The organism is Algihabitans sp., assembly GCF_965226985.1.
In the GTDB taxonomy this organism is placed as follows: Bacteria; Pseudomonadota; Alphaproteobacteria; order Kiloniellales; family DSM-21159; genus Algihabitans.
In genome coordinates this window covers 738,831-756,316 of the sequence record NZ_OZ245712.1, presented here as the reverse complement: position 1 = coordinate 756,316, position 17,486 = coordinate 738,831, and the positions used below count along the sequence as shown (strand labels likewise).

The following is a 17,486-nucleotide window of genomic DNA, read 5'->3' as shown; positions in this document are numbered from 1 at the left end:
TGGGCGACGGATGTCATTCTGACAGCAGCCTCCCCAAATCATTCCCGGATAGACCCAGCCGCTCGGCAAGAACGACACGGGTGTCGGCGCCAGGCGTCGGCGAGGGTTGGATATCCGCCGCATCGGTGCCCGCAAAGCGAAGCGGCGAGCCGGGAGTCAGATAACTGCCGACCCCCGGATGATTGATGCGAGCGAATAGGGGATTTGCCTCGGAACAGGCCGGGTCGTCGGCCACCAGCTCACGCAGCGTCTGGTACGGGCCCCACAGGACGCGGTGAGCGTCGAAGAGAGAGCGGACCTCGGCCAGCGTCCGGCCCGCGAACCAGGGCTCCAGCAGGGCCGCGATTGCGCCACGGCACCTCCAGCGATCCGCATCCGTGCCGAAGTCGGCCTGCAGCGCTTGCTCCAGATGTCCGAAGGCATCGCCCAGTTGCGTCGCCGCGCAGAGGCCTTGCCATTGGCGCGGCGTAACCACGGTCACCATGACCCGCTTTCTGTCGGAGGTGGCGAAGTCTCGGCCGAAGGCGCCGTAGACGGCGTTGCCGATCGGAGCGCGCTCCTGCTCCAGAACTTCGAGTTCGGCGATGTAGCCGAGACTTCCAATCAGCCAGAGCGCAACATCTTCGAGCGAGAGCTCCACCAGCTGCCCAGCGCCGGTCTCCCGACGACGGCGCTCGGCGGCCAGCAGACCGAGCGCAGCGGTGAGACCGCAGAGCGAATCCCAGAGCGGCAAGGGATGATTGACCGGCGCCGCAGACTCACCTACCCCGGTCAGATAGGGCAGACCGGTGCGCGCCTGCACCGTGTAGTCGACCGCCGTCCGATTATCGTGCGTGCCGCGGATTGCGATCATGATCAAGTCTGGACGCCGCGCCCGAAGCTCCTCGTAGCTCAGCCAGCCCACGGCGGGTCGGTTGGTCAGAAGAATACCGGCATCGACGATCAGATCCCGGGCCGCCGCCTGCCCCTCGGGCGAACGCAGGTCGAGGAAGATCGAGCGCTTGGCCTTGTTTAGGCCCTGCCAGTAGAGACTCTGACCGGTCTCGGTGACGGGCCAACGCTGCATGTCGAGCCCCCCGCCCGTCTGGTCGATGCGCACGACATCGGCGCCTAGCTGACCGAGGGACATGCCCCCTAGGGGTGCCGCGATGAAGGCGGAGAGTTCAACGACCTTCAATCCCGTAAGAACCGGAGTCATCCTGTCATCCTCCTCCCGACACATGGATTTTCTTGTTCTGTCGCGGGCCAGAGGCAGAGGCCTCAAAAGGCCCGGCTTCGATAGAGGCACTTTGGCGAGCCAGCGGGCCTCAGACCGCCGCAGATCTAATCTCACGCCGCCACAGGCTCAGGATCTCCTCGGCCTTATGGAGCGGATAACGGGCTCGATAGAGCCCGAGGCTCGCGTCGTGGCGGTCACGATTCGGACTTCCGAGGGCGTCCTCGACCACCACCGTATAGTAGTCGAGATAGGAGGCAGTTCGTACCGTGGACTCGACGCAGCCCTCCGTATTGACCCCCAGGATCACCAGGGTTTCGATGCCGCGACTGCGCAAGACACGTTCCAGACAGGTATTGAGAAAGGCGTCGGGCCGGGTTTTTTCGACAAGGCTGTCGTTCGCGCCCGGCTCCAGCCCCTCCACGAAGTCCCAGCCGAAAGTGCCGGGCAGCGTGTAGTTCGGGTCCTTGCCGTCGCGGGTCTTGAACCGCAACCAGGCAGGGCTGTCCGAGTGGCCGTTCGGCAGCGTCACCTGGCGGATGAAGATCACCGGCACCCCGAGCGCCTGACTCTCTCGCACAAAGGAAACCATGGTCGGCAGGCGCTCGAGGGTCAGTGAGAGATCCTTACCGTGGCGGCCGAAGTAACCCTCGGGGTGGCAGAAATCGTTCTGAAGGTCGACGCCGACCACCGCCGTACAGGACGGCGCGATCATCTCCTCCAGGCTGTCGCGAACCTCGAGACCGTTGATCCGTTTCATGAAGTCTCCTTCAAGCGCTTCGGCGAGGACGCGGCAGCCGACGGCCGGCGACGCTCCTGCAGAAGCTGCAGGGCGAAGCTGCCGGCCAGTAGGAGCAACCCGAAGACGTCCGACTCGAGGCCGGGCCAGATCAGCGCGATTGCCGCACCCGCCAGCACGAACCGCAGCGGCCAGCCGGCCGGTCGCACCAACCAACCGATCGTCGAGGCGGCCAGGGCAATCGTACCCACGAAGCCGGTGACCGCCGCCGTTGCGATATCGATCGGCGTGCCCACCAGGATCAGTTCCGGGTGGTAGACCAGCAGAAAAGGCACGATGAAGGCCGCCAGCGCCAGCCGCAGCGCGAGCAGGGCCGTCTTTAACCAGTTCGCCTCGGCCATCGCCGCTGCGATGAAAACCGTCGCGCAGAGCGGCGGCGTGATCCCCGAGAGAATCGCATAGTAGAATACGAAGAGATGCGCCTGCATCGGCAGAAGGTCTAGGCGCACCAAAGCGGGCGCGACCACCGCCGCAGCCAAGATATAGGCCGCCGACGTCGGCAAGCCCATGCCGAGTACCATGGCGATCCCCATGGCCAGCATCAAAGACAGCAGCAGATGATCTTGCCCGAACGAGATGATGAGAGCCGAGAACTTTACGCCGACGCCGGTTCCCGCGATCATCGCGAGGATGATCTGCGAACAGGCGATCAGGATTGCCACGACGACCAGACCGCGACCGGCCAGGATGAGACCGTCCAGCAACATGCGAAGACGGCCGGTGAAGGTCTCCTCCGTCCCCACGGCCAGATAGGCCATCATCAGCGCCACGGTCGCCCAGAAGGCTCCTGTCGCCGGCGTGTAGCCCATAACCAGAAGAGAGATGAGCAGAGTCAGCGGTCCGAAGACCGGCAGACTGCGCCGCCAGTGCAGAAAGCTGCGAGGCGAGGGAACGTCGCTTTTGTCGACGGTTCCGTAGCCGCGCCGGCGCGACTCGAAGTGGATTGCCGCAAAGCAACTCGTGAAATAGAGAACCGCCGGAATCAGGGCGGCCAGCGCAACCTCCATGTAGGGGACGCCGAGCAGTTCGGCCATGATGAAGGCGCCGGCGCCCATGATCGGCGGCATGATCTGCCCGCCCGAAGAGGCAACCGCCTCCACGGCGCCGGCGAAGGATCGGCGATAGCCGAGCCTGCGCATCATGGTGATCGTGAAGGTTCCGGTGGTCGCCACGTTGGCCGCCGCCGACCCGGACACCGTGCCGAAAAGGCTGCTAGCGACGGTCGCCACCTTCGCGCCGCCGCCGGTGAAACGGCCGCTGAGAAAGAGCGCCAGATCCATGAAGGTCTGGCCGCCGCCGGTTTTCAGCAGGATCCCGCCGAAGATGACGAACATCGCGATCACCGTCGCCGAAACGCCGGTCACGAGTCCCCAGATGCCGCGATCCGTGCTGTAAAGCACCTCGCTGATCAGCTCCAGCGACAAGCCGCGATGCGCCCAGGCACCGGGGAAAAGCGGCCCGAAGTAGGCATAGACGATAAAGGCGACCGCCAGCAGGGGGAACAACCAGCCGACGACCCGGCGGGTCACCTCCAACAAGACCAGCGTCAAGGCGACGCCCAGCCAGGTGTCGAGACCGGTCGGAAAAAATCCGATCGACATGATCCGGTCGTACTCCAGCACGACCCAACCGCAGGTGATCAGCACCGCCGCCATCAAAAGAGCGTCGACCGCCAGAGCGATCCGGGAACCGTCGAGCCGGCGTCCGGGTGAGAACAGCAGGAGCGCGAGGATGAGACAGAGGCCGACGTGAGGTGCCCGCTGCTGAATGTTGGGCAACGCGCCGAACGCTCCGGTATAGAGATGGAAGACGGCGAGCGCGAATGCTGTGGCAGGGACTGCCAGTGCGAGCCAGGCGGGCAACCGGCGGAAGGTCGCGGAGGTCGCACCCTCCGCCGGTTGACTCTCGCTGTCTTCCTTCACCCGCCGCCGATCGGACGGGGCGGCTGGCACCCGCTCAGCCCTCCTTGGCCTCAGGCGGGATCAGATGGTCCGGAATGTCGCGGCCTAGCTCGGTCAGATATCTGTAGACGCCAATGTGCAGGGGTGCGGTCCCGTACTTCAGCGTGTTCTCAACAATGTCCACGGCGTTGATGGCGGGATAGGTTTCCGCGATCTTATCCTGGTGCTCGACCATCGTCTTGAAGATCCGATAGCCAAGATCCTCAGGCATCCGCGTCGTGGTACCTTGAGCGATGAAGACGCTGCGCACGACCGTCTCCTCCGCACCCTCGAAAGGGGGCGTGAGACTGACGAACTGATAGTGGGGAAAGGTCTCCTGAACCTTGGAGATCTCGTCTTCGCTATAGCTGACGAAGCGAAGTGGAACGGCGGTCCCGATATCGAGAATCAAACCATCCGGCCGGTCGAACAAGCCGGCCTTGACCAGACCAACGATCCGACGGTCCTTCATGGCGTCGCGGGCGTCGCCGTAGCTGCCGGTGAACCAGTCGGGCGCAATTCCGATCAGATCGAACTGATTGTTGGTCACACGCTCGGTCGAGCTGCCGCGCGAGCCGCCGCTGAACTCCTGCCCCGCCAAATCCGACAGAGTCCGAACATCGCTGTCAGCGTTCACGACGACATAGTAGGCAAGAGGGTTGGTCACCCAGAAGAGTCGAAAGTCCGGCTGCGCCTGGCCCTCCCACGGTCCGACACCTTCCTGATACTCGAAGAACTCGGGTTCGGCGAAAAGGCCCCAGTCGGCTTCCTGGCGGGCGAGGCGCTTGCGATTGTCGACGCCCCCACCCGTCTCCATTACGGTCACCTCCAGATCGTCGAAGAGTTCGTTGAGTACCTGGGCCTGCGCCACGTGATAGGCATAGAGAGAAGAGGACTGACCGGTGGCGGCAATGGTCAGGAAGGTCTTGTCCTGCGCCTTCGCTTCCGGTTGCGGCAACGCAACCGTTAAAGCGGCAATCGCCGCCACGATGGAGAGGTCTCTAAATCGTTTCGCTAGTCTGTAGGGCATACCCGATCCTCACTCTTCACAGTCTCGCAGTTGTCCACAAGGGACGAACTTCGACCCGTCTTTGCAGGGAACACCGACGGAGGAACCGCGGAACGGTACCGCCACCGGCAGGGGGAAGAGCGTTTCGAGGAGATCAGGCGAAACGCCCTTGTCACGGAGGGTACTGAAAACGAGACACCTCCGTACATCGCGAAATCTCAACTCTCCGGAACGACCCGGTCGCCATCGGGCGTCAGGGCCTGAGCGGTGCCGATCATGCTGTCCCGGGTCACCAGGCGGGTAAGCTCCACCTCGGTCATGTCCTCGGTCCCGGGCGGTTGCATCGGGATCACGAGGTACCGGCAGTCCGCGGTGCTATCCAGCACGCGGACTTCGGTCTCCTCTGGCAGAACGGTTCCGAACTCGGCCAGCACAGCGCGCGGCTCGCGCACCGTCCGGGCGCGGTAGTCGCGAGACTTGTACCAAAGCGGAGGGATACCGAGCAGTTGGCGGGGGTAGCAGGAACAGAGAGTGCAGACCACCGTGTGATGGCGCTCGGGCGTGTTCTCCACCGCAACCAGTTTGAGGCCGTGAAACGGATAGCCAAGCTCCGCGACCGCAGCGTTGGCATCCGCAAGCAGCCGAACTCGGAAGTCTGGATCGACCCAGGCACGGGCGATGACCTCCGCGCCGTTACGCGGCGTACGGCCGTCCCACTCCTCGATCTTGTCCTCGATCTCTCGTGCGCTCAGCACCCCCTTTTCGATAAGCAACTCACGCAAGGCGATTTCGAGGAACTCCCACTCCTCGCTTGGCTCCGGCAAGTCAGGTTGAAAAGTCTTCGCATGGTCATGGTCGTGGTGATGACTGTGGCCATGATGGTGATCGTGGTGATCCTCACCGAATACCGCCGGGCTCTTGGGAGTCTCTTTCACGCTAAGGTCTCCTCGAGCCAGTGTTCGTAGATATCTGCTGCGAGGGTATCGGCAGACGCGTAGCTGCCGTCACCCCGCCAGAGCGCATCCATGACGAAGCACACCTGATAGAGAGGGATCGGCGGCAGACCGTCCTCGCCGTAGGCCAGACGCTCCGGATTGGGAAAAGCACCGTGGATAGCCGTTATCGTGCCGCTGCGACCGCGCAAGAAGAGCGGCGTGCGAATATGGCCAGACCGGTCGGCATCGCAGATCCGAACAGCAGCACCGACGGAGAAGCGGGGTTCCGTCACGCTGTCGGACTCTCGGAGGCATAGCGTGCCCGTACCTCCGCCAACTTCGCCTCGATCTCAGCATCGGTCAGCACCGCCTTCTCGACCAGTAAGCGGCGCATTGCCTCGACCCAACGCTGATAGTAGGCACCGCCGTCATAGAGCTCCGGCGGCAGACCTTCGATCGTGCGGCGATTTTCGTCGGTCTTCCAGAGCGATCGCGGCCGATCGCGCAGTAGCATCATCATGGCGTCGATGCGCTGCTCCACCAACGTCGCCTGATGCTCTTCACGGTCGATGGGGCCGGCCTGGAGACCGCCCAGATCGTGCATGGCTCGCCGCGTCAACGCTGCCTCCCGTTGTTCCGGCTGACATGACAGCGTTCTGCCAGCCGATTGAAGCTTCAAGAAGATGCCGAAGAACATCTTCAATTTCAATTCTTTTATTCCGTTCTGCGGAATCTCAAAATCGAATTTTGACTTTAAGAGCCGTAGACAGACAATCTTCCTGTAAATGGACTGGGTGCGTGATCTCAGGCGGCGCTACGCCAAAGCGGCGGAAGACAGCGAACCGGCCCCACCCCTGACGAAGCCGCCTCGACCTCCTCTTAGGTCTCGCTGCCGTAGCGCGCCTCCAGCGATGTCCAGTCGTCGTAGTCGAACAGAGACCAAAGCACCCGGTGATCGAACATCCGTTCCACCTGGCCGCTCGTCATGAAAAAGGGGTGCGGAAGCGAAGACCCGCACCCCTCCTCCGGGTCGTCGACTCGACTCAGTTGGATGCCAAGGCGCGCTCGACGAACTCGTTGGTGAAGGAGCTATCGGCCAGCGGCGCATCGAACTTGCGGTCGGAGAACTTGTTCAGGAAGTCGATGACCCGCACGAGTTGCTCGCGGGAGACCTCCGGCGACGTCGGATAGGCTTTGACCACGCGGCTCCAGGCGAGATCGAACAGCTCCTTGTCGAACTGGTCGAAGAAGTCTGCGTAAACCCGATCACGGACATCCTCGGTCCGCTCCGGGTCATGCATGGCCTGGGTCGCATCGTTGATGGCGGCGACGAGATTGGCCGAGCGCTCCGGATCCTCCTGCAGCCAGCTCTCGCGTGCGTTCAAGGTGATGTAGAGATAGCCGTCCAAGTCGGGGATCTCACCCGCCGCCATATCGAACAGCAGGAAGGCATCGTGCTTCGCGATGGCCGTATCCGAGGTCGGGTTGGAGAGAATGAAGCCGTCGATGCGGCCCAGCTCGAAGGCGGCCAGCAGCTCGCGACTACCGCCGACGAAGACCACGGTTGCGTCGGTCTCGGGGTTGTAACCGGCCTGCTCCAGCATGTAGAGGGCGAGTTGATGGGTGCCGCTACCCGCACCCGTGACCCCGATGTTGAGATCCTTCAGGGCCTTCAGACGCTCTTCCACGCTCGACTCCTCGGTCAGACCGAGGTCGCGGGCAATCTCTCCCTGGATCACGACGTTCGAGGCGTACTGGGTCATCAGAGCCGTGAAGATCTTGACGTCCGTGCCCTGCTGAACTGCACGCATCGCCGCTGCCGGCGTACCGGGATAGACGTGGGTGTCGCCACCGATCACCGAGGCCATGGCGGCAGCGCCACCCGCCTTGAAGACCCGCACGTCGGCCTCGATGCCGCGATCCTCGAAATAACCCATGGTCTCCGCCACATAGACCGGCAGATACAGCATGCCGACGCTCGGCATGGCAAAGGTGATCTCCTGCTTGTCCTGTGCGACGGCGGGGAGACTGGCTCCCCCTAGCAGCAAAGCCGCGACCGCTGCGGCCACCCGAGTCCGAATAGTCATCGTGACGTCACTCCCTATCGTTCCGGCCGTCTCATTCCGGCCTGTGCTTCCGATTTACTTCGGCCACCACGGCAACGGATCGCCCATCGAGCGACAAAAACGATGCCAAGGCCTAGATGGACATCTCCCGCTTGTCCTCGACCGTCTTCCAGGGCATCGCCCGCTTCTCGAACCACTTCACAGCGAAGTTCAGAAGCAGGGCGAGCATCATGATGGCGATCAGCGCCGCGAACATCCCCGAGGTGTCGAACTGGCCCGACGCGTCGGCCAGCAGGTAGCCGAGCCCCTTGTTGGAGGCGATCAACTCGCCGACGATCGCCCCGATCAAGGCGTAGGGAACGGAGAGGCGCAGGCCGTTGAAGACCCAGGTGATGGCGGAGGGGATGACCACCTTCCGCAGAATGTCGCTTTCGCTGGCCCCCATCAGCCGCATGATCGCGATCTGCTCCCGGCTGACCGCGCGCACGCCGGAGTAGGTGTTGAGAAAGACCAGAAAGAACACGATGGTCGCGGTCAGGTAGATCTTCATGTCGATGCCGATGCCGAACCAGAGAATGAACATCGGCGCGAGCGCGATCTTCGGCAGGCTGTAGAACATCATGATAAAGGGGTCGAGCACGTCGGCGAGGGTCTGGGCACGCCCCAGAACCACCCCGAAGGTCATGCCGATCGCGCTCCCCAGCAGAAAGCCCAGCAGCGCCTCGATGCTGGTGATGCCGGCATGAAAGAACAGCTTGCCGGAAGCCGCCCAGATGTAGAGCGTCTCGGCGATTTCCGACGGTCTGCCGATGAAGAAGTCGGAAACGAGCCGACCGGCCGAAAACTGCCAGAGAGAAACGATACCGACCAGCAAGAGTGCGCGGGCCAGCCAGATCTTCTGGCGCCGCCGGCGTTCGGCTAGCCGGCGCTGCTCGGCCTTGCTCGTCGCCGCCACTGCAGATCCGCCAGCGGGCAAGGTCGTGGAGGGACGCTGCGTCGTATCGGCCATGTCAGTCCTCCATCCGCTCCAAATCAGGCGACAACAGATCCCAAAGCTCGGCAGTCAGGTCGCGGTAGGCCGCGTTGTGACGCAGCCCCAGCAGATCCCGTTCGCGCGGCAAGGGAACGTCAACCACGCGGGCGATCGTCCCGGGACGATGGGTGAAGACGACACAACGGTCAGCCAGGCTGACCGCTTCGTCGAGATCGTGAGTCACGAAGACCGTCGTCTTACCGAGAGACATGGCCAGACGGCGAATCTCGATCTGCATCTTCAGGCGAAGCTGGGCGTCGAGCGCGCCGAAGGGCTCATCCATCAGCAGGGCCTCGGGGTCGTAGGCAAGCAGCCGGGCCAAGGCGCAGCGCTTGCGCATACCGCCGGAAAGCTGGGATGGGTAGGACTTCTCGAACCCCTTGAGCCCGACAGTGGCTAGCAATTCCTCGACGCGGTCGCGCGCCTCGCCCTTCGGCAGGCCGCGAATCTCAAGCGGCACGATCACATTGCCCATGACGTCCCGCCAGGGCAGCAGATGATCGTTCTGGGTCATGTAGCCGACCCGCTGGTTGTAAGGGGCAACCACGGCACCGCGATACCGGACCGTGCCCGTCGTCGGCTCGAACAGGCCAGCGGCCATATTGAGAAGCGTCGACTTCCCGCAGCCGGAGGGTCCGACGAGAGTGACGAACTCCCCCTCCCGCACGTCCAGAGTGATGTCTCGTACGGCGACGACATCGCCCTGCAAGGTTTCGAAGGTCTTGCCGACCCCCTCGTAGGAGATGAGGGTGGGCGCCGGAGCTGACGCCGGGCCGATACCGGCCCCGTCGGCGGTTTCGCTCTCGGCAGACGCCGCAACCGTGGCCGTCGTAGGAACCATCGCCTCCCATCCCTTCTTTCGTTTTGGCCCTGCGAGCAGCTTAGCTCACGGGCGTTTGCAGCGATACCAACAACACGTTCTACGGTCAAATAATTCCGCAATGCGGACCCGAGAAACCACTATTGTGTTGGTCTTGGTGCTGGGATAAGAGTGTTTCAACCTGAGTTTTCAGGGTCCGGCCGAACAGCTGGCGGTCCTGGAAATCGCCCCAAGCGGAACCACCACGCCATGAAAAGCAATCCCGGCCCTCTCGCCGAAGAGGCCTACCTGGACAAGGACGACGAGATTTCTCCGGATGCCAGCACGGACCGTAAGTTCATTACGGCGCTGGCCAGGGGGTTTGAGATCTTGCGCGCCTTCAAACCGGGCAACGGCGCGCTCGGCAACCAGGAGCTGTCCCGGGTCACCGGCATTCCCAAGGCGACCGTTTCACGGCTCACGCATACGCTGTCCGAATTGGGGTACCTGCGTCACCTGAGAGCGGAGGGAAAGTACGAGCCGACGGAATCGATCCTCGCTCTGGGCTACGCCGTTCTCTCCAACATGCTGGTCCGCCAGATCGCTCACGACCCGATGCAGGAGATGGCGCTGGAGCACAAAGTCTCGGTCGGCCTGGCAAGCCGAGACCGGCTGAGCATGATCTTCGTAGATGTCTGCAACAGCCGCTCGCTTGGAACGTTGCGTCTCGAAATCGGCTCGCGCGTGCCCATGCCGAACACGGCCGTGGGGCGGGCCTTCCTCGCAGGGATCGAGGAGCAGGAACGACAGTTCTTCTACGAGCGTTTCGCACAGCGCCTCGGCGCCGAAGAGTGGGCCGTCCTGAAGGACCGGGTTGAGGAGGCTATCGCGCAAGTCGAAGACCGGGGTTTCTGCTACGTGGAAGACGAATGGCATCACGGGATGCGAGCGGTCGGGACTCCCCTGGTTTCGATGGGACGCCAGACGGTGATGGGCATGATGTGCGGCGCCCCGGCTTTCGTCGTGAACCGCGAACAGCTCGAGGGGGAACTGGGCCCCAGACTCGCGCACCTTTGCCGCAGCCTGACCCCCATGCTTCGTTGACCCGGCCAAGCGGTTGTGACCGGCCTCGCCCGGCCTTATCGAGATCTGCTAGTTCACCAGAGGAGCTGACTGCCATGACGGCCACCGACAAAATCGAGAAGTGGCGCGGGCTGGTGCCGGACAGCGAACTGGACACCTACGTCAAGGGCGGCTTCGGCAATCGGATCGGTTTGGGCAAACGCCCCGCCCTGCTGAACATCGACACCACCTACATGTTCGTCGATCCGGCCTACAGCCAGTGCGGCGGCGAAAACCCGGAGCTGGTCGCCGCCATCCAGCGCATCACCGATGTCTTCCGAAATCTCGATCTGCCGATCTACTATAGCCGCCGCGACGACCGCACCCATCCCGTCCGGCGCGGCATCTGGAATTTGAAGCTAGGGACCGCCGACGACTTCCAGTACAGCCGCGATCCCAGAGCCGACGAATGGCCGGAGGGCTACGCGCCTCGCGAGCAGGACGTCGTTGTCTACAAGAACAAGCCGTCCTGCTTTTTCGAAACGCCTCTGGAGTCCTTTCTCCGCTACGACGGCGTGGACAGTCTGGTCTGTATCGGAATATCGACCAGCGGCTGCGTGCGGGCCGGCGTCACGGACGCCTTCTCCCACAACTTCCGTGTCGTCGTTCCGCAGGAGGCGGTCGGCGACCGCTGTGCGACCGCGCATCAGGCCAATCTGTTCGACATGGACATGAAGTTCGCCGACGTCGAACCGCTCGATAGCGTCATTTCGGAGTTGGAGAGCCGTTTCGCAGCCGATGTTCGCGCCGCTCAGTGAGAGCGGCAGCTCCGTGAGACGGGCGGCTACTCCGAACCCGCCATCATAGAGCAACTTGTAGTCTTGTTATATCAACCGACTCCGCTGCAAGCTTTGGAATGCCGCCTGGGCTTCGACCTTCGCGGCTGAGCCCGTCACGAGACTCCGCATGGCCGGACTGCCGCTCTACCACCGCATCTCCACGGTCCTGATCGAACAGATCCGGGAGGGCCGCTATCCGCCAGGCAGCAGCCTGCCCGGCGAGATGGAGCTGGCGGAGCGGTTCAACGTCTCCCGCGTCACCATCCGAAAGACTTTGGATCGGTTGGAGCGCGGCGGTCTGGTGGAACGCCGGCAGGGCCGAGGCACCTTCGTGAAAGCCGGCAAAGCGACCGAACCGGTCAAAGCGGAGGTCACTGGGCTGGTCGAGAATTTGCTGGCCATGGGACTGCGCACCAAGGTCAAGGTCCTGCATTTCGCTTACGAACCCGCACCGCAACCAGTCGCCGAGCGACTGGAGATTCCGGCCGGCACGATCGCACAGCACAGCATCCGCCTGCGGAGCTACAAGGGAGAGCCCTTCTCCTACGCAGTCACCTGGCTGCCTGAGACTATCGGGCGAACCTTTCGACGCAGCGAACTTGCTTCCACCCCCCTCACCCGTCTGCTGGTCCGAGCCGACGCCGAACCGGCCGAGGCCGATCAAAGGGTTTTCGCCTGCGCCGCCAGCGAGGTGGTGGCGCCGCTGCTCGATCTCGAGGTCGGCGCGCCGCTGTTGGGCGTCGAACGCCGGGTGCGCGACCTCCAGGGCCGGCCGGTCGAGCATCTGCGCGCGCTCTACCGGCCGGATCGCTACGAGTTCGAACTGACCATGCGCCTTCGGCCGAACGACCCGGACGCCCTTTGGGAGCCCGCTGAGATCAAGGGCAAGTGAGCCTCGAACCTTTACGAAGTAAATGTATTAATGTAGATACAATAAGATAAATAATACTCCGCAGGTGGCGAGATCGGGAGGGTGCGCCAGAGGATGGACTTCGAGCTCAATCAGGAGCAGACGCAGTTCCGAGACAGCGTGCGTCGCTTCGCCGAACGCCATCTGGCGGAGGGCGCGCTGAAACGAGCCCATGAACCGGGCTTTCCTTTCGACGTCTCCCGTACGATTGCGGAGGCTGGGTTGATGGGCATCACCTTGCCCGAGGCCGACGGCGGGCAAGGCGGGACCTTGATGGATGCCATCATCGCCATCGAACAGGTGGCGCTGGTCGACCCGCGCGGCGCGGACGTGGTTCAGCAAGGCAACTTCGGGGCGATCCGTACGCTTGCCGAGTATGCGACGGCCGAACAGAAGGCGCGTTACCTTCCCCCTCTTTTGAAGGGCGAAACAGTGATCGGTCTCGGCATGACCGAAGCCAATGCCGGTTCTGCCGTCACCGATCTCACCACCCGCGCCGAGGCCGACGGCGACGGCTGGCGAATCACAGGCGGCAAGGTCTTCACGAGCCATTCGGCGGAAGCCGACCTGTTTCTCGTCTACGTCCGCTTTGGTCCGGGCGTGGGCGGCGTCGGTTCCGTGCTGTTGGAGCGCGGACAAGACGGCTTCGTCTTCGGCCAGCCCAGCAACTACATGAATGGCGAACAGTGGTGCGCTCTCTACTTCGACAAGGTGCGCGTGGAGCCGGAGAACGTTCTGCTCGGGCCCGGCGGCTTCAAGAAACAGATCGCAGGCTTCAACGCCGAACGGCTGGGTAACGCGGCCCGCGCACGGGCCCTGGGCGAATTCGCTTTCAACGCCGCGCGTGAGCACGCGATGACGCGCAGCCAGTTCGGCCGCCCTCTCTGCGAGTTTCAGGGGCTGCAGTGGAAATTCGCGGACGCCTTGCTCGCGCTCGAGTCCGCCCAGCTGCTGCTCTACCGGGCCGCCGTGAAGGCGGATCGGGGCCTACCCTCCGCGCAAGACACCGCCTTGGCGAAACTGATGTGCAATAAGGCCGGCTTCGAGACCGCGCACGAGGCCGTGCAGATCCTGGGCGGCACCGGCTACTGCGACGAACACTTGGTGGAGTACTGCTTCCGGAAAACCCGTGGCTGGATGATCGCCGGCGGCTCCATGGAAGTGATGCGAAACCGGATCGCCGAGGGCATCTTCGAGCGTCGCTTCTCGCAACGTCCAGCCAAAGCCGAAGCGACAGCCCTATGATCGCCAGCGGGCGTTCCGCCCAAAGACCGCTTTCCGACCGTCTGCTGCGGCCGCAAAGCATCGCCATCGTCGGTGCCTCCGCGAACCTGAAGAAGAACAACAGCCGGCCCCAACGCTATCTTGCGAAGCACGGCTACGCAGGCGAGGTTTATCCGATCAACCCGGCCTACGAGACGCTTTTCGACGAACGCTGCTATCCCAACCTCACGGCGGTCGGCGCGCCCGTCGATCATGCCTACATCATGGTGCCCGATCAGGCCGTCGAAGGGGTGATCGACGACTGCATCGCCGCAGGCGTGGGCTGTGCGACGATCTTCACGGGCGGCTATGCCGAGCTGGGGCCGGAGGGGCGCGCGCGGCAACAGCGTCTCGTTTGCCGCGCCCGAACCGCTGGCCTGCGCCTGCTGGGGCCGAACAGCCTGGGCGTCGTCAACACGCGCCTGCCAATGACACTGAGCGCGAACGCGGTGCTCGAACGCGACAGCCTGCCCCCTGGTCGCTTCGGACTCGTCTCCCAGTCCGGCAGTCTGATCGGCGCCCTAGTCTCGCGCGGTCAGGCACGGGGCATTCACTTTTCGACGCTGGTGTCGGTCGGCAACGAGTCCGATCTGTCGGTCGGAGAAGTCGCCGAGATGCTGCTCGACGATCCGGACACGGATGTCGTCTCGCTGTTCCTCGAAACCCTGCGCGACCGGACAGCCTTGGAGGCCATGGCAAGGAAGGCCGATGCGATAGGCAAGCCTGTCATGGCCTATGTCCTCGGCCGGTCCGAGTTGGGCCGCAGCCTAGCTCAATCCCACACCGGTGCGTTGGCCGGTCAGGCCGCCGTTCTGGACAGCTTCCTGCAAGACCTGGGTGTCCTGCGCATCGAGCTGTTCGAAAGCCTGGTCGAAACACCGCCGCTGTTGGTCGGTCGACGAAAACCCGCAGGGCAACGCGTCGCTGTCGTCACCACCACCGGCGGCGGCGGCGCCTTAGTCGCCGACCATCTCGGAGACCGAGGTCTGACCGTCGTTCGGCCTCCCGCCAAGCTACGGACGATGCTTGCCGGTCACGGCCTCACGGTCGGCGAGACACCAGTCATCGACCTGACCATGGCGGGAACCCGCGAGGAGACCGTCGATGCCTGTCTCGGCACGCTGCTCGACGACCCGGAGATCGACGCCGTGGTCATGGTCGTCGGCTCCTCCTCCGAATTCTATCCGGAGCTGGCGGTGAAGCCCTTGGCGAAATGGGCCGGTGCCGCAAAGCCGCTTGCGGCCTTTCTCTTTCCCAACGCCGAAGAGTCGCTGACCCTTCTCGCGGAGGCGGGTATTGCAGCCTTCCGTACGCCCGAGGCCTGCGCCGACGCCCTCAACGCCTACCTGCGCTGGGGATCTCCACGCAGCCGCAAGACCCAGCCGCTGCCGGCCGAAGCGCTTCGACTCGTCGAGGCCCAGGCAAGCGCGGCCACCTTGAACGAGCGCGACGCTCTCGCCCTTTTCTGCGCGCTCGGCATCTCGGTGGCCGAATGCCATGTCATGGCTCCGGACGGCCCGGCCCCGACCGATCTGACCTATCCCGTGGCCGCCAAGGTTCTCTCCTCCGGAATCGCCCACAAGAGCGATCTTGGCGGCGTCGCCCTCGACCTACGAGACGAGACCGCTCTGACGGACGCAGCGGATCGGCTTCGGCGTATCGTTGCCGACGCGCGGCCGGACGTCCGACTGGAGGGGATTCTGGTGCAGCCGATGGTGACAGGCTTGGGCGAAGTCATCGCCGGCGTGCGGATCGACCCGCTCGCGGGACCGATCGTGGTCGCCGGCGTCGGCGGGCTGCTTGCCGAGATCTACGGCGACGTTTCCATACGGCCGGCGCCCGTCGACCCGGAAGTCGCCCTTGCGATGCTACGCGAGGTTAAGGGGCTCGCGCCCCTCTTCGGAGCAAGGGGCCATCCGAAGGGAGACGTCGAGGCGCTGGCACGCGCGGTCGCGGCTCTCTCTCAACTGGTGGCGGGCGACGATCCAACCGTTCTGGAAGCGGAAATCAATCCACTGGTCGTTCTGGGCGAAGGAGACGGCGCAATCGCCGTGGATGGTTGGGTGCGGCTTGCCGAGGAGGAAACCCCCTATGACTGAGGTCACCACGACCTTCGAGACGGTCGCCGTCATCGGCGCGGGCACGATGGGACGCGGCATCGCTCAGTTCTTCGCTCAGGGTGGCCTGCAAACGCTGATTTACGACACTGACGGCGAGCAGACGGCCGAAGCAGTGCGCTTCGTCACCCGCATGCTGCAGCGCCGCCAGGAAAAGGGCGACGCGACCGAGACGGAAACCGAGGCCGCCGTCGAACGCCTGGTTCCGGCGGACAGCCTCGAAGCCCTGGCGCCCGCCACTTTGGTGGTCGAGGCCGTCGCCGAGCGTCTGGACATCAAACAGGAGCTGTTCCGCCGTCTCGAAGCCATCGTGGCCGACGACACCATCCTCGCCACCAATACCTCCTCGCTGCTGGTCACGGCGGTGGCCGCCAGCTGCAGGAGGCCGGAGCGGGTCGCCGGCTATCACTTCTTCAATCCCGTGCCGCTGATGAAGCTGGTGGAGGTGATTCGCGGCGAACGCACCGAGGAGTCGGTGGTCGCCCGCCTGGCGGCCTTGACCGAGACCCTCGGGCACCGCGCGGTCATGACGACGGACAGTCCGGGTTTCCTTGTCAATCATGCCGGTCGCGCGCTCTATACAGAAGGCTTGCAGATCGTGCAGGAGAGCGTGGCGACGCCACAGACCGTCGACGCCCTGATGCGCGACGCGGCCGGCTTCCGCATGGGCCCCTTCGAGCTGTTCGACCTGACCGGTCTGGATGTGTCGGGCCAGGTTCTGGAGTCGATTCACGGCCAGTTCTTTCAGGACCCGCGCTATCGCCCGACGCCCTTGCCGCGTCGCCGTGTCGCCGCGGGTCTTTACGGCCGAAAGACCGCTGAGGGTTTCTATCGCTACGACGCGGGAAAGATCGTTCGTCCGCCGGACCCGCCGCGCCCCGACGCGCCGCTGCCCGCCGCCGTCTGGATCGAGCAGACAGGGGCACATGGCGACGATTTGGCCAAGCTCTTGACCGGCCTCGGCGCGACGCTCGACCAGGGTGAGACGCCAGCCGAAGACAGCCTCGTCCTGCTCGCACCGGTCGGGTTGGACGGCAGCACCCTTTGCGCTCGGCTAGGTCTGGACCCCTCCCGCTGTCTCGCCGTCGACCCTCTGTTCGGTCTCGGGTCCGCACGACGCACGCTCATGACCCTACCCGGCAACGATCCGGTCTGGCGAGACAGAGCCCACCGACTGCTCGCAGCCGACGACGTGCCGGTGAGCATCGTCGGCGACAGTTCGGGACTGGTCGTTCAGCGCATGCTTGCGGTCATCGTCAATCTGGGGTGCGAGATCGCTCAGCAAGGCGTTGCGAGTCCGGCGGACATCGACGACGCCGTACGCATCGGTCTGGGCTATCCGGCGGGGCCTCTGGCACTCGGCAACCGCATCGGACCCTCCCTGGTTCTCGAGATCCTGCGCGGCATCCATAGCTTGACCCAGGATCCGCGCTATCGTCCCAGCCCCTGGCTTCGTCGCCGCGCGGACCTGGGTCTGTCACTGACCGTTGCCTGACGC

The 17,486-nt window shown here is 64.0% G+C and carries 16 protein-coding genes; 6 read left to right on the top strand and 10 right to left on the bottom strand.

Translation table 11 applies throughout. The annotated features are described in order from the left end of the window. Positions 1 to 13: 13 nt before the first annotated feature. The 10 genes from ACO054_RS03270 to ACO054_RS03225 form a co-directional block, all read right to left on the bottom strand. On the bottom strand, positions 14 to 1,198 hold the full coding sequence (locus tag ACO054_RS03270) for a CoA transferase (RefSeq protein ID WP_421709017.1): 1,185 nt from the start codon (positions 1,196 to 1,198) through the stop codon (positions 14 to 16). Between the two features lie 109 nt (positions 1,199 to 1,307). Then, the gene (locus ACO054_RS03265; RefSeq protein WP_421709016.1) at positions 1,308 to 1,976 is read right to left on the bottom strand and encodes an isochorismatase family cysteine hydrolase; all 669 of its coding nucleotides are present in this window, start codon (positions 1,974 to 1,976) and stop codon (positions 1,308 to 1,310) included. Further along, entirely contained in the window at positions 1,973 to 3,967 is a 1,995-nt protein-coding gene (locus ACO054_RS03260) for a TRAP transporter permease (RefSeq protein WP_421709015.1), read from the bottom strand. Before ACO054_RS03260 ends, ACO054_RS03265 begins: the two co-directional genes overlap by 4 nt. Positions 3,968 to 3,971: 4 nt before the next feature. Beyond that, on the bottom strand, positions 3,972 to 4,943 hold the full coding sequence (locus tag ACO054_RS03255) for a TAXI family TRAP transporter solute-binding subunit (RefSeq protein ID WP_421709014.1): 972 nt from the start codon (positions 4,941 to 4,943) through the stop codon (positions 3,972 to 3,974). Between the two features lie 239 nt (positions 4,944 to 5,182). Beyond that, on the bottom strand, positions 5,183 to 5,899 hold the full coding sequence (locus ACO054_RS03250; protein ID WP_421709013.1) for a nitrile hydratase subunit alpha: 717 nt from the start codon (positions 5,897 to 5,899) through the stop codon (positions 5,183 to 5,185). Next, entirely contained in the window at positions 5,896 to 6,192 is a 297-nt protein-coding gene (locus ACO054_RS03245; protein ID WP_421709012.1) for an SH3-like domain-containing protein, read from the bottom strand. The genes ACO054_RS03250 and ACO054_RS03245 overlap by 4 nt, the downstream gene beginning before the upstream one ends. After that, positions 6,189 to 6,518 carry a hypothetical protein gene (locus tag ACO054_RS03240; RefSeq protein WP_421709011.1) on the bottom strand — a complete coding sequence of 110 codons (330 nt, stop codon included), beginning with the start codon at positions 6,516 to 6,518 and terminating at the stop codon, positions 6,189 to 6,191. Before ACO054_RS03240 ends, ACO054_RS03245 begins: the two co-directional genes overlap by 4 nt. A 424-nt stretch (positions 6,519 to 6,942) precedes the next feature. After that, positions 6,943 to 7,986: an ABC transporter substrate-binding protein gene (locus ACO054_RS03235; RefSeq protein ID WP_421709010.1), complete on the bottom strand. Its 1,044-nt coding sequence runs from the start codon at positions 7,984 to 7,986 to the stop codon at positions 6,943 to 6,945. 112 nt (positions 7,987 to 8,098) lie between these two features. Next, on the bottom strand, positions 8,099 to 8,974 hold the full coding sequence (locus ACO054_RS03230) for an ABC transporter permease (RefSeq protein WP_421709009.1): 876 nt from the start codon (positions 8,972 to 8,974) through the stop codon (positions 8,099 to 8,101). A 1-nt stretch (position 8,975) separates the two neighbouring features. Next, positions 8,976 to 9,839 (bottom strand): ABC transporter ATP-binding protein, encoded by an 864-nt coding sequence (locus tag ACO054_RS03225; protein WP_421709008.1) that lies wholly within the window; start codon positions 9,837 to 9,839, stop codon positions 8,976 to 8,978. A gap of 228 nt (positions 9,840 to 10,067) precedes the next feature. On the opposite strand from ACO054_RS03225, the gene ACO054_RS03220 reads away from it, so the two are divergent. The 6 genes from ACO054_RS03220 (at position 10,068) to ACO054_RS03195 (ending at position 17,483) form a co-directional block, all read left to right on the top strand. Next, positions 10,068 to 10,901 carry an IclR family transcriptional regulator gene (locus tag ACO054_RS03220; protein ID WP_421709007.1) on the top strand — a complete coding sequence of 278 codons (834 nt, stop codon included), beginning with the start codon at positions 10,068 to 10,070 and terminating at the stop codon, positions 10,899 to 10,901. A 74-nt stretch (positions 10,902 to 10,975) separates the two neighbouring features. Then, positions 10,976 to 11,677, top strand: a complete 702-nt coding sequence (locus ACO054_RS03215; RefSeq protein WP_421709006.1) for an isochorismatase family protein — start codon at positions 10,976 to 10,978, stop codon at positions 11,675 to 11,677. 148 nt (positions 11,678 to 11,825) lie between these two features. Next, a complete protein-coding gene (locus ACO054_RS03210; protein ID WP_421709005.1) occupies positions 11,826 to 12,590 on the top strand; it encodes a GntR family transcriptional regulator in 765 nt (254 codons plus the stop codon). A 93-nt stretch (positions 12,591 to 12,683) separates the two neighbouring features. Further along, positions 12,684 to 13,853: an acyl-CoA dehydrogenase family protein gene (locus tag ACO054_RS03205; RefSeq protein WP_421709004.1), complete on the top strand. Its 1,170-nt coding sequence runs from the start codon at positions 12,684 to 12,686 to the stop codon at positions 13,851 to 13,853. Continuing rightward, positions 13,850 to 15,970: an acetate--CoA ligase family protein gene (locus ACO054_RS03200; protein WP_421709003.1), complete on the top strand. Its 2,121-nt coding sequence runs from the start codon at positions 13,850 to 13,852 to the stop codon at positions 15,968 to 15,970. The genes ACO054_RS03205 and ACO054_RS03200 overlap by 4 nt, the downstream gene beginning before the upstream one ends. Further along, positions 15,963 to 17,483 carry a 3-hydroxyacyl-CoA dehydrogenase gene (locus ACO054_RS03195; protein ID WP_421709002.1) on the top strand — a complete coding sequence of 507 codons (1,521 nt, stop codon included), beginning with the start codon at positions 15,963 to 15,965 and terminating at the stop codon, positions 17,481 to 17,483. Before ACO054_RS03200 ends, ACO054_RS03195 begins: the two co-directional genes overlap by 8 nt. Positions 17,484 to 17,486 lie beyond the last annotated feature (3 nt).